General features: G+C 73.5%; 11 protein-coding genes. 10 read left to right on the top strand and 1 reads right to left on the bottom strand.

All coding sequences use genetic code 11. The annotated features are described in order from the left end of the window. The first annotated feature begins 461 nt into the window (after positions 1–461). The 7 genes from ACH5AO_RS32450 (at position 462) to ACH5AO_RS32420 (ending at position 5949) form a co-directional block, all read left to right on the top strand. Positions 462–746, top strand: coding sequence for a DUF6069 family protein (locus tag ACH5AO_RS32450; RefSeq protein ID WP_398930970.1), 285 nt, complete (start codon positions 462–464; stop codon positions 744–746). A gap of 202 nt (positions 747–948) precedes the next feature. Further along, positions 949–2466: a hypothetical protein gene (locus tag ACH5AO_RS32445; protein WP_398930958.1), complete on the top strand. Its 1518-nt coding sequence runs from the start codon at positions 949–951 to the stop codon at positions 2464–2466. Positions 2467–2677: 211 nt separating this feature from the next. Continuing rightward, a complete protein-coding gene (locus ACH5AO_RS32440; protein WP_398930956.1) occupies positions 2678–3208 on the top strand; it encodes a GNAT family N-acetyltransferase in 531 nt (176 codons plus the stop codon). 58 nt (positions 3209–3266) lie between these two features. Beyond that, positions 3267–4034, top strand: coding sequence for an enoyl-CoA hydratase/isomerase family protein (locus tag ACH5AO_RS32435; protein ID WP_398930954.1), 768 nt, complete (start codon positions 3267–3269; stop codon positions 4032–4034). Positions 4035–4307: 273 nt separating this feature from the next. Beyond that, on the top strand, positions 4308–4811 hold the full coding sequence (locus ACH5AO_RS32430) for an ATP-binding protein (RefSeq protein ID WP_398930952.1): 504 nt from the start codon (positions 4308–4310) through the stop codon (positions 4809–4811). 160 nt (positions 4812–4971) lie between these two features. Further along, a complete protein-coding gene (locus ACH5AO_RS32425; RefSeq protein ID WP_184828615.1) occupies positions 4972–5184 on the top strand; it encodes an EF-hand domain-containing protein in 213 nt (70 codons plus the stop codon). Positions 5185–5286: 102 nt separating this feature from the next. Next, positions 5287–5949: an NADPH-dependent F420 reductase gene (locus tag ACH5AO_RS32420; RefSeq protein ID WP_398930950.1), complete on the top strand. Its 663-nt coding sequence runs from the start codon at positions 5287–5289 to the stop codon at positions 5947–5949. 10 nt (positions 5950–5959) lie between these two features. On the opposite strand, the gene ACH5AO_RS32415 is transcribed toward ACH5AO_RS32420, so the two are convergent. Further along, complete coding sequence (locus ACH5AO_RS32415) at positions 5960–6517, bottom strand: glycoside hydrolase family 25 protein (protein WP_398930948.1); 558 nt, start codon at positions 6515–6517, stop codon at positions 5960–5962. Positions 6518–6742: 225 nt separating this feature from the next. Between ACH5AO_RS32415 and ACH5AO_RS32410 the strand changes: the two genes are divergently transcribed. Genes ACH5AO_RS32410 through ACH5AO_RS32400 form a run of 3 tightly spaced genes read left to right on the top strand, consistent with a single transcriptional unit; the run spans position 6743 to position 11954 of the window. Then, positions 6743–7786, top strand: a complete 1044-nt coding sequence (locus ACH5AO_RS32410) for a sugar-binding transcriptional regulator (protein WP_398930946.1) — start codon at positions 6743–6745, stop codon at positions 7784–7786. A gap of 8 nt (positions 7787–7794) precedes the next feature. After that, on the top strand, positions 7795–8457 hold the full coding sequence (locus tag ACH5AO_RS32405) for a type VII secretion system-associated protein (RefSeq protein WP_398930944.1): 663 nt from the start codon (positions 7795–7797) through the stop codon (positions 8455–8457). After that, positions 8454–11954, top strand: a complete 3501-nt coding sequence (locus ACH5AO_RS32400) for a hypothetical protein (protein WP_398930942.1) — start codon at positions 8454–8456, stop codon at positions 11952–11954. The genes ACH5AO_RS32405 and ACH5AO_RS32400 overlap by 4 nt, the downstream gene beginning before the upstream one ends. Positions 11955–11984: the final 30 nt, after the last annotated feature.

Below are 11984 nucleotides of genomic sequence, written 5' to 3'. Positions count from 1 at the left end.
CCTGGCGCCGCCGCCACCAGGCACGATCACGAGCCAGCCATTACCGACGACAAACCGCATCCCAGACATGAAGATCACGATCTACAGCTGGAGTATTAGCGCCTTGTGCTCGCGGGAAGGCCACGTCACCTCCTGACGAGGTACGCACATCCCGCGGCACGGCGAACCACTGGACGCCGACGCCCTTGGCGGACGGGCGGACGGAGGTGACGTCGTACATGGGAATTCCGATCGATGCGGGGCACCGCACGCCGCCGCCCGCAGGGGAACGGGTGTGTGCCGGGTCGAGGTGCGTGACAGCGGCGGCGGGAACCCCCAGATGAGAGATGCGGAGGCAGAGGGCTTCACCTCGTCATGGCCCTCGCCGACGACTTCGGCGTGACACCGCACCATCCCGGCAAGACCGTCTGGGCGGTGCTCAAGATGGACTCCGTGGAAAAGAAGGGCAGTGATGGAAGCGGCTGAGCACGCGTGATTCAGCGCCTGCTTCGGACGTATCGCCTCTCCTCTCCGGCTGGGGACTGCTGGCTGTCTTGGAGCGGTCCGGGGTGCGGCGCGCCCGCGCCGTCTGGACCGGGATCGCCGGCGTCGTACTGACCGTGTCCTTCCTGCCGCTCACCGGCGACGGCATGGACGGCGGCACCCGGGCCGCGCTGGCCCTGATGCACCTGGCGGTGGCGGCGGTGCTGATCCCGGGGCTGGGCGGCAGACCCCGCGAGGCGGGAACCGGGGCCGCCGGACGATGATCGCCGTTGCCGGAGCACTCGGCTCGCGAACGCCGGCCCTCACCCGCCAGGGACACCACCTGAAGGAGAGCCCGGAGGAAGCACCGGCCGATGTCGTGCCTCTTCCTCAGCACCGCGCTCAGGACGTGCCCGAGTGTCGCCGACGGCCCGTGGACACCGAAATCCACGGGCCATTCGGTGACCTTCCAGGCAGGATGCCCCCGTGAACCATGTTCTGTGCGGGCTTGCCGCCAACGTAAGTCTGCCGTCCGAGCTGGTCGACCGTCTGATCGCGGTCGCGGACGCCGACATCGCCGCGGAACTCGCTCGCAGAGCGGACCTCAGCCACGCGCAGGCGGTGGCGCTGGCCTCGCGTGTCGAGGAGAGCGCGGCATGGCTCGCGTACGCGGGTCTGCTGACCGCCGCGGACATCGATCCCGTGACACAACCGGACGGCGCGCTCGCCCTGCTCGCCGAGCGCGCCGGAAACCCGGAATGGGCACGCCTCTTCGCGGAAGACCCGGTCGTCGAGCGCCGGGAGAAGCTGGCCGGCTGCTCGGGCCTCCCGCCCGATGTGGTGGAGACGCTGGCCGCCGACTCGGACATACGGGTCGTCGCGGAGCTCGCGTTGTGGGCGACACCGGAGACGGCCACCGGACTCGTGGGGCATCCGCACGCCGAGGTCCGCCGCGCGGTGGCGGCCAACGAGGCGGCACCGCCGGCCGTACTGGCGGCGCTGCTCACCGGCGAGGGGCTTCCTCCCGCGCAGCGGTGCCTGGTCTGCGACCGTGAGGAGGTGCCGTTCGCGCATGATCCGCAGTGCCCGCGACTCGACTGCGACCTGCCGTCCGGCGCCTCCTGCGACGGTTCCCACGAATCCACCGGGCACGAGATGCGGCACATGGCGATCCGGAATCCGGCCACACCCACCGAAGCCGTCGTCGGCTTCGTGGACCACCCGTCGCTGCTCCTGCGCTGGGCGCTCGCCGGCCGTCCGGATCTGCCGTCGGAGGCCTGCGCTCGACTCGCCGTGGATCCGAATCGCGGTGTGCGAGCCGACCTCGCCGAGAATCCGGCGATCGACGACGCCCTGATCCGCGTACTGGCCACCGACCGTGACCACGAAGTGCGGCGCAGGCTCGCCCACAACCCACACGTACCGCTCGATGTGCTGACTTATCTTGCCGGCACCACCAGAATCGGCCCCACTCCGCTGCCGCGGATCGCCTCCGCGTCCCCCGAGGAGGCCGAGAAGCTGGCCGGATCGCCGAACCCGGCCGCGCGGATGCTCATAGCCCAGCGACGCGATCTGCCACCCGCCGTACGAGACGCGCTGGCCGCCGACTTCGATGCGAAAGTGGTCAAGTCCATCGCCCCGCACCCGGGTCTCTCGGAAGGCCGACTGCGCACCATGCTCGACCGGCACGGAGTCCGGGTCGTCGCCAAGGTGGCTGCCAATCCGGACGCGACTCCGGCACTTCTGGAGGACCTTGCCCGGCACGAGCCAACGGTGCAGAAGGCGTTCCGCGAGATCGCCCGGCATCCCCATGCGCCGGCACCGGCACTGCTCGCCTGTCTGACAGACGCACAGGCGAGGCCCATGGCCGCAGGCCATGCGGCCCTTCCGCCGCCGGTCATCGAAGAGCTGCTCACCGACGCCGACCGGCAGGTGGTGGAGGCGGCAGCCGCCAATCCCTCGCTGCCGCTCGCGGTGATGTCAGGTCTGCTGTCCCGGCTGTAGGACCTGGTCGGATCGAACCTCCGGTCCCGCCGACTCGCCAGGGGAACTGCTCGGTCATACCCTGCGAAGCCCGTCGAAGGACCCCCTTGCCTCTGACCGGACAGCGGAACAGCTCCATATACGCACCGGCAGCTTCCCGGGGCCGGCATGCGGGGTTCAGCCACGTGTTCCCGGCTCTCGCCCGCGAAACCGGCCGTGTGAGGATCGCGACGTGAACGATCTGCGCTTCCGCCTCGCCGAGGAGGCCGACCTCGCCGCTCTCGTCCGGCTGCGTGACGACGCCGCCCGTTGGATGCTCGCCCAGGGCGTCACCGGTCAGTGGCGGCCCGGTCAGCTCGGCGAGGACCACTTCCGCGGGGTCATGGCGAGTGGTGAGGTCTGGCTCGCCGAGGCCGACGGCCGTGTGGCCGGGGCGTGGGAGCTGTGGTGGGAGGACGAGGATGCCTGGGGGCCTCAGCCGCCGGTGGCCGGCTATGCGCACCGGCTGATGGTGGACCGCGGCAACGCCCGGCCGGGGACGGGGCGGTCCCTGCTGCATGCCGCGGAGCGTCGCATCGCCGCGGCGGGGCGGGCGTTCGTACGTCTGGACTGCCTGGCCGGCAACGCGCGTCTGAACGCCTACTACCTGGACGCCGGCTACCGGGTCGTCGGCCACAAGGCGGGCAAGCCGCAGCCGGGCGGGGCACCCAAGTCGTTCACCCTCCTGGAGAAGGCCTGCGGACCCGCCGCAGGGGCCGGGTGACGGTGACCGGGGACGCCCGCGGTGTCCCCGCGTGTGAACGGCCGCTAACCTGCGGGGCATGACCGTACATCTCGAAGTCGCCGAAGGCGTCGGCACGCTGCGGCTGGAGCGGCCGCCCATGAACGCGCTGGACGTCGCCACGCAGGACCGGTTGAAGGAGCTCGCCGAGGAGGCCGCGCGGCGTGAGGACGTGCGCGCCGTGGTGATCTACGGCGGGGAGAAGGTGTTCGCGGCGGGCGCGGACATCAAGGAGATGCAGGCCATGGATCATGCGGCCATGGTGCTGCGGGCCCGCGCTCTTCAGGACTCCTTCACGGCCGTGGCCCGCATCCCCAAGCCGGTCGTGGCCGCCGTCACCGGGTACGCGCTCGGCGGGGGGTGTGAGCTGGCGCTCTGCGCCGACTACCGGATCGCCGGGGAGAACGCCAAGCTGGGCCAGCCCGAGATCCTGCTCGGGCTCATTCCCGGCGCGGGCGGCACCCAGCGGCTGTCCCGGCTGATCGGCCCCTCCAAGGCCAAGGACCTCATCTTCACGGGCCGCCAGGTGCGGGCCGACGAGGCGCTGGCGCTCGGCCTGGTGGACCGGGTGGTGCCGGCGGAGGAGGTCTACGCGCAGGCGCACGCGTGGGCCGCGAAGCTGGCCCAGGGGCCGGCGATCGCGCTGCGCGCGGCCAAGGAGGCGGTCGACACCGGCCTCGAGACGGACATCGACACCGGTCTCGCCGTCGAGCGCAACTGGTTCGCGGGCCTGTTCGCCACCGAGGACCGCGAGCGGGGGATGCGCAGCTTCGTGGAGGAGGGGCCGGGCAAGGCGAAGTTCCGGTGAAAACCCGTCCGTCAGCTTGCAATTGACGCGATGTCTCATCCGGGTCCCTCGATGGGGCGGTTTATGGGAGCCTTAATGCACCCTTAAGCCGTTCGTGTCGAGGGAGTCCGCCGGTTGCCTGGAAGTGAGTCGTTTTACCAGGTCGGGCGGGTTCCCGAGGGTGCGGAAGTGCCGTCGGCGCAGGTCGTCGGCCCCTTGTCGGACAAGGGTGCGCGGGGGGTGCATTCCCCCGGAACGGCCCCCGAGAGCCCCTCGGGCGGCCATGATGGGGGCATGGCGGGGCTGGAGGGCATGGAACAGCCACGGGGAGACGGACGCGTGACCGCGTCGCGCTGGTCGCCGACGGTCGATGACGAACGTGCCCTGAAGGCAGTGGAGTTGTACGGCAACCCGACGGAGGCGGAAGTTCCGCTGCCGTCCCGGCCCGAGTCCGCCGCCACCGCCCGCCGGCTCGTCCAGGTGGTCGTCCTGCGGGAGTGGGGCCTCACCGCCAGGACCGCCGAGGACGCCGTCCTGCTCGTCTCCGAACTGGTCGGCAACGCCGTACGGCACACCGGCGCCCGCGTCTTCGGTCTCCGTATGCGCCGGCGGCGCGGCTGGATCCGGATCGAGGTCCGCGACCCGTCCCGCGGGCTGCCCTGTCTCATGCCGGTCCAGCCCATGGACACCAGTGGCCGGGGCCTCTTCCTCGTCGACAAGCTCGCCGACCGCTGGGGCGTCGACCTGCTGCCCCGCGGCAAGACCACCTGGTTCGAGATCCGCGTGACGGACCGCTGAGGGGCTTCGAGGATTCCCGGGGTGTGTCCGGCCCCGCGCTCCTCGGGCCCTCGCCCGCGGGAAGGCCACCGGTGGGTGGTCGCCGCACGGGAGTCCCGGGTGGCCCGATAATCTGACCTGCGTCAGCAAGACGGCAAAGCATGAGATGAGGGGCGGACCGGTGGCGGACATCGAGGAAGCGCGCAAGCAGTTCGAGCGGATCGACACGGACGGGGACGGGTTCATCACCGCTGCCGAGTTCAAGACCGCCCTCGCCCAGGGCGGGGACTGGAACGTCACCGAGGCGGTCGCCGAGGCCGTGATCAAGTCCCGGGACCTGAACGGCGACAAGGTCCTGTCCTTCGACGAGTTCTGGGCGCACCTGAACAAGTAGGTCCGGAACAGCCCGCCCGTTCCGGGGGTTGACGCCGACCATGGTGGTTCCCGCGGGGAACCGGAGCGGACATCGATCCCCGGAAGGGCGAGGCGAGCGGACATGAGGATCGGCATCATCGGGGCGGGCAACATCGGGGGCAACCTCACGCGGCGGCTCACCGCCCTCGGCCACGACGTCTCCGTCGCCAATTCCCGTGGCCCCGAGACGCTCACGGAGCTGGCGGAGGAGACCGGCGCGACGCCCGTGCGGGCCGAGGACGCGGCACGCGGCGCCGGGATCGTCGTCGTCACCGTCCCGCTGAAGGCCGTACCGGACCTGCCGTCCGGCCTGTTCGACGGGGCCGCCGACGGTGTGGCCGTCATCGAGACCGGCAACTACCACCCGCGGCGGCGCGACGGCAGGATCGCCGGCATCGAGGACGAGGGCCTCACCGAGAGCCGCTGGACGGAACGGCAGCTCGGCCACCCCGTGATCAAGGCCTTCAACGGTACGTACGCCCAGGACCTCCTGGACCGCCACCGTCCCGCCGGTGACCCCGGCCGGATGGCGCTGCCCGTCGCCGGTGACGACGAGGCGGCCAAGCGGAAGGTGCGGGCCCTGATCGACGAGCTCGGCTTCGACACCGTGGACGCCGGCGGCCTCGACGACTCCTGGCGCCAGCAGCCCGGCACCCCGGTCTACGGCCTGCGCGCGGGCGTCGAGGCCGTCACCAAGGCGCTGGCGGAAGCCTCCCCGGAGCGCAAGCCGGAGTTCCGCGGCTAGGCGTCCTCGGCTAGGCGTCCTCGGCCCACTCCTTCAGCGCCGACCTGCTGGGGAAGTCCGCGACGTTCTTGTCCAGCGGGTCGTCGGTGTACTGGTGGAAGCGCCACTCGGCCTGGATGCGGGGCTTTCCGGCGGTGACGTAGTCGGCGATCCAGAGGCCGTCGCCGGCGTAGGACGTCGTGTCGACGTTCAACCAGAAATTCCGATTGCAGTACAGGATCACCCTGTGGTGCGGGCGCAGCTCCTTCACCTTCTTGATGAAGCGGTCCTTCTCCGCGTTGCTCGCGTGCGTGCCCTCGCCCGTCGTCTCCCAGTCGACCGCGAGGATGTCGCCCCGCTTCTCCTGGGTCCTGCTCACGAAGTACTCCGCCTGGGCCGTGAGGTTGCCCGGCCAGAGGAAGTGGTAGAAGCCGACGACCAGGCCGGCGTCGCGGGCCCGCTCCGTCTGGGCCGAGAGCTTGGGGTTGGTGTACGAACGGCCCTCCGTCGCCTTGATGAAGACGAAGGACAGGCCGTCGGTGTCGTACGAGGACGACTGGTACGCACTCACGTCGATGCCGCGCAGCATGGGGCTCCCTGAGGTGCTGGTGGGGGGAGGGGAGTCGGAACGATGTCTTCCCCACCCTGCCACGGACGATCCGTCCGGATGGTGGAAGGGCGGGCCTCAGCGGTCACTCACGTCCCTGGTGTCACTCAGATGTCGGTTTCCCGTCATGTTCCGCTCACTTCGCACAGATGAACTAGCCGGAGAAGTGACGTGGGTTGACGAACGATGAGAGCGCGGAGAGACGACATGGCCGAACCGGCTGAGGTGACGGCATTAACCGCGCCGATCGACACGCTTCTCGCCGCCGCCGTCGCCCGGCGCTTCTACCTGGAGCAGCGGTCGAAGGTGGAGATCGCCAAGGAGTTCGGCATCAGCCGGTTCAAGGTGGCCCGCCTCCTCGACGCGGCCGTGGCCCACGACATCGTGCGGATCGACATCACCGTCCCGGCCGAGATCGACGTCCCGCTCGGGCGGGCGCTGACCGAGCGGTTCGGGCTCCGGCACGGCATCGTCGTCAACCTGGGCCGGGGTGAGGGCGGTACGACGGCGTCGGCGGACCAGCGGCAGAACGGCCGCTGGCTCGGCACGGCGGCGGCCCGGCTGCTCTCGGAGATCGCGGAGGAGGGCGACGTCCTCGGGCTGGACGGCAGTCACGTGGTGGACGCGCTCAGCGAGGCGGTCACCCGGCTGCCGCTGTGCGACGTGGTCCAGCTGACCGGGGTGCACGGGCGGGACCTCGCCCATGACGCCGTGATCAGCGCGGTCCGCCGTACGGCCGCGGCGGGCGGCGGCAGGGCGTTCCCGCTCCACGCCCCGTTTCTGCTGCCCGACGCGGTGACGGCCGCCGTGCTGCGCAGCCAGCCCGCCACCGCCGAGACGCTGGACCGGTTCGGTCTGGTCACCAAGGCCGTCGTCGGTGTCGCGGCGTGGGACGCCCCGGATTCCACGGTGTACGAGGACCTGTCCGAGCGGGAGCGGGAGACGCTCCGGGAGGCGGGGGCGTGCGCCGAGGTGGCCGGTCACGTCCTGGACGCCGCGGGCCGGGTGATCCCCACCGAGCTGAACGCCCGCACGATCGCCGTCAGCGCCGCCGAACTCCGCGGCGTCACGGAGCTGATCGGTGTCACGACCGGTGGACGCGGCACCGGGGCGGTCCGCGCCGTACTGAGGTCCGGACTGCTCACCGGAGTCGTCACGGACGCCACGACCGCGCGCCGCCTCCTCTGGCACGACGAACTGGACGACCCGGCACGGACCGCTCCCGCGCCGTCGTCCCGATCCACCGAATGAGGACAGCGATGAGCCAGCAGGACGAGGCGCTCCCGCCCGTTCCGGACGACATCCGCGAGGCGGGCCGCCTCGCCCCGGACCACTGGCTGGGGGTGGTCGACCCGATGTGGTCCGGGGAGGGGAAGCCCCCCGAGTGGGCGATGACCGGCCGGTGGCGGTCCGGCCTCGACGGCGAGATCGTCGAGTGGGAGGACAACCCCGAGTACCGGCCGTCCCCGCGTGCGCTCGACTGGCCCGAACCGGAGGACGAGGTGGACCGCGCCGTCCAGCTCGCGTCCACCGGATACGGGCCCGGCGAGGCGGTGCCGGCGGCGTTGGCGGGGCGGGAGGTCGCCGTGCTGACGGCGCCGGGCGGCGGCCTGCTGAGTGCGGTGGCGCCGGACGGGACGCCGGTCGTGCCGGTGTTCACCTCGTCGGTGTTCCTGCACACGTCGGGGCGTTTCGCCTTCGAGCTCGTCGGCGTCGACGACCTCCTGACGCGCGTCCCCGAGGGGCACGTGCTGTACCTGAACCCCTCGGCCGCGGTGGGCATGCTGCTGGACCCCGACGCCGTACGCGACGCGGCCCGGGACGGTGCGCGGGAGCGGCCCTTCGCCGCCGCGCCCGTGGACCGTGGTACCGCGCGGGTGCTGACCGAGGCCGTCCACCCGGTGCGGGAGACGGACGCGTGAGCCGCTGGTCGTCCGTGATGCCGGGCCGGGGGCGCAGGTCCGGTTCCGGTTCCGGCTCCGGTAAGGGCCATCGCGGTACGGCGAGCCCGGCCGGCGGTGCGAACGGCGGTGCCGGCGGCACCGGGAACCGGGGCGTCGGCGGCCCGCCGGTCGAGGACGTCGACGGCGTGCTGCTGGTGCGCTCGGTCGAGGACGACTCGTTCCCGCTGGACGTCGTGGCCGAGGTGGCGGGCGCCGTCGGCAGGGAGGAGGACGTGGTCACGGTGATCGTCGGCTCCGCCGGGGACGGGGCGCCCAACGCCGACCACTGGGCACGGCTGGGCGCGCTCCTCGACTCCCTCCGCGCGCGGGGCACCGACCGGGTCCGGCTCGTGATGTCCGGTGCCGGCGACGACCGGCCGGACCGGCCCGGCGTCGCCCGCAGGATCGCGGACGCCTGGGAACTGGAGGTGATGGCTCCGGACGGGGCCGTCCTGATCACGCCCGGCGGTGCGCTCTTCGTCCACGGCGACTCCCGGCCCGGCGACTCCCGGCACGGCTCCTCCTGGTGGCGGTTCGCGCCCGGTGCGGAGCCCCGGCGGGCGGGCCGGCGCGCACCGGCGCCCGCCTGGGAGGAGGCGCTGGACGGGGTGCCCGCGCGCACGGCCGGCGGCTGCGTCGTGGACCGCATCCCGGCGGGCGTGGTGATCCGCCCGGCCGAGGCGCCCGGGCCCGCCCCCGACGACCTGTGCTTCTCCGTACCCGTCGACTTCGAGCGCCTGACGGTGCTGGTCGGCGCCCCGCAGGCGGAGGACGTCGCCGCCGACGAGGTCGCCGCCGTCCTCGCGGGACTGCCGGAGGCGGAGCGCGCCCGCGCCCGGCTCGCCCCCGGTGGCCGGCGTGACCTGCTGCGGCTCGGGCAGTCGGTCGCCGACCAGTTGCGCACCGAGGTGGAGGTGCTCACCGGTCTGCCGCTGCTCGACGACCACGCGCCGCCCGGAACGCCTCCCCGGCCCACGCTGGTCGGGCGGGACGGCAGGCCGAGCTGGCGGCCGTTCGTGTCGTCCGTGGTCTGCGGGCCGGTCGACTCCGAGGGGCGGGCTCCCGTCCCCAGGCCGGTGGAGTTCCACCTGCCCGACTGGATCCTGGGCGGCAGCGAACGGGGCACGGTACGGCTGACGGACCGCTGGCAGGCGACGGTGACCCGGGCCGGCCTCGCCCTGTGGGCACCGGACGGACCCCGTCCCGGGCCGCTCGGACCGGCCGTCGACCCGGAGGTGTGCGCCATCGAACTGGGCATGCCGGGACAGCCGTTGGACGGCTCCCTGCTGCCCGCGCTGTCCCGCCTCGTGCGCGGCCTCGGAACCGACGTCCGGTCACGCACCAGCCTGCTGGTCCGCGGCAGGCTCCTGGAGGGCGACGGCGCCCTGCGCCGCCTGGCCGCCGAACACGGCATACCGAGCATCCGCTACGTCACCACCGCCCGGCCGCCGTGGTCCGGTACGGCGACCGGCCGGCCGGGCACGGCCACGGAGCCCGGCCGCGCGGTGCCGCCCGGCGGGGCGGCCCGCGGGCCCGGTACGGCGTCCGCCCCGTCGGCCGCCGGGTCCGGTGATGGGGTTGCCGGTCTGCCCGGTGCCGGTGTGGTGGGCCGGGGGGACGGTACGGCCGTCGGTGGTCCGGGGGGTGTCGGGGCCGGCCGGACCCTGCCGCCGGGTGGGGTGGTGCGTGGGCCGGGTACGGCCGCTGCTCTTCCGGCCACCGAGTCCGGTGGTGGGGCGGGGCGTCGGCCTGGTGCGGCTGCCGTCGAGCCCGGTCGGGCTTCGTCGTCCGGTGCGGTGGGGCGGGGGGCCGGTACGGCCGCTGGTGGTCCGGGGGCTGCCGGGTCCGGCCGGACTCCGTCGCCGGGTGGGATGACCCGTGGGCCGGGTACGGCCGCTGTTCCGTCCACTGCCGGGCCCGGCGGTGGGACGGTACACCGTGACGGTGCGGCTGCCGTCGGCCCGCGGGCCGACGGGCCCGGTGTACCGGCGCCCGCGCCCGCGCCCGCCGCCGAAGCGAGCGGTGCCGTCGGCGGGCCTTCGGCTGCCGGGCCCGTGCCGCCGCCGGATTCCGTTCCGGGCGGCGGGTCCGCCGGAGCGGAGGCGGACGCCTCCGGTTCCGGGGAGGCGGAGGGTGTGTCGCCGGGGTCTTTGCCGGAGGGCGCCGAACCCGGAAAAGCGGAGCCCGGGGCGTCCACGCCCACCGCACCTGACGTGCCTGCCCGGTCTGCCGAGCCCGTCGTGTCTTCGGGGTCCCGCTCGGGGGAGCGGCCCACCGCACCTACCGGGTCTGCTGCGCCTACCGGGTCTGTCGAGCCCGTCGTGCCCTCGGGGCCTCGCTCGGGGGAGCGGCCTGACGTGCCTGCCGGGTCTGGCGGACCCTCGGGGCCCCGCTCGAAGGAGCGGCCCGCCGCGCCTGCCGCGTTGCCTGAGGCGGAGGCCGGGGCCGGGAGTGGGCGGAGGGCTTCCGGGCCCGGTGTGGTGCCGGACGGCGAGGTGGGTGCGGGGGCCACGGAGCCCCGGACCGCCTCCTCGGCCGGGGCACGCCCCGGAGCTGGCGGAGCGAGGCGTCCCGCCGGTGAGGGGGACGGAGCGGGGCGTCCCGCCGGTGAGAGGGGTGGCGCGGGGCCGGACGGTGGCCGGGCCGTGCGTGCCGGGGCGGGGACGGGACCGCGGGGCCGGAGCGGTGAGGCACCCGCCCCGCACCGTGTCGCCCTTCCGTTCGTGCCCGGGCACGTCAGCGGGGCCGCCGAGCGTGCCGCGTTCCGGGACGCGGCGGCCGGGGCCTGGGAGGGGCACGCCGCCGCGGTGTCGCGGGTGCTCACCCGGATGCCCGCCCTGCGCGGTCACGAACTGGAGGCGGCGAGGACCGATCTCGTCGCCGCGCACGCCTACCTCACCGCCGGGGAAGGACCCCTGCACCACCGCGAGTTGATCCGGGACCTGCACACCGGCGAGGGGCGCCTGCTGCCCTACGCCGGCTGTCTGGCGTCTGCTCTGCGCCGGCTGCCCTCCTACCGGGGCGTGGCCCTGCGCGGCGGGGACGCCGACGGCCCCGAACCGGCGGTCGGCACGCTGCTGCACGACCCCGCCCCGGTCAGCGCCCTGGCCGGGTCCTCGGCGCTCCCCGCCGGGGCCCCCGTGCGCTACGCGATCTGGTCCGTCACCGGACGCAAGGTACGGCAGCTGCTCGACCGTCCGGGCGGCTCCCCGGAGGCGTACGAGGAGATCGTCTTCGTGCCGGGGACCGGCTTCCGGGTGCTGGGGGTACGGACCGTGCCCGCGGGCCCTTCCGTCGTCCTGCTGCGTGAGCTCCCCGGGAACGCGACCGCCTACATGGACGGGTCGGAGGAACTGAGCGGGCTGGACCTCAAGGCCCTCACGCACCTCGAGGAGGCGCTGGCCAAGGGCTTCCGCGCCGGTGACGACCCGCAGTGGCCGGAACGCTGTTCCGGGCCCGTGGGCCAGGACGGATAGCGAGCGGGGGCGCGCCACACGACCACCCAT

It is taken from the genome of Streptomyces sp. NPDC018964 (assembly GCF_044390325.1).
In the GTDB taxonomy this organism is placed as follows: Bacteria; Actinomycetota; Actinomycetes; order Streptomycetales; family Streptomycetaceae; genus Streptomyces.
Note: the sequence above shows the minus strand (reverse complement) of the source record. Positions and strands in the feature narration are given on the sequence as shown.

Bases quoted from the DNA above. Each gene is read 5' to 3' on its own strand.
- ACH5AO_RS32435 (WP_398930954.1), top strand. From the start codon at position 3,267: ATGACCGTACATCTCGAAGTCGCCGAAGGCGTCGGCACGCTGCGGCTG.
- ACH5AO_RS32430 (WP_398930952.1), top strand. From the start codon at position 4,308: ATGGCGGGGCTGGAGGGCATGGAACAGCCACGGGGAGACGGACGCGTG.
- ACH5AO_RS32420 (WP_398930950.1), top strand. From the start codon at position 5,287: ATGAGGATCGGCATCATCGGGGCGGGCAACATCGGGGGCAACCTCACG.
- ACH5AO_RS32415 (WP_398930948.1), bottom strand. From the start codon at position 6,517: ATGCTGCGCGGCATCGACGTGAGTGCGTACCAGTCGTCCTCGTACGAC.
- ACH5AO_RS32410 (WP_398930946.1), top strand. From the start codon at position 6,743: ATGGCCGAACCGGCTGAGGTGACGGCATTAACCGCGCCGATCGACACG.
- ACH5AO_RS32405 (WP_398930944.1), top strand. From the start codon at position 7,795: ATGAGCCAGCAGGACGAGGCGCTCCCGCCCGTTCCGGACGACATCCGC.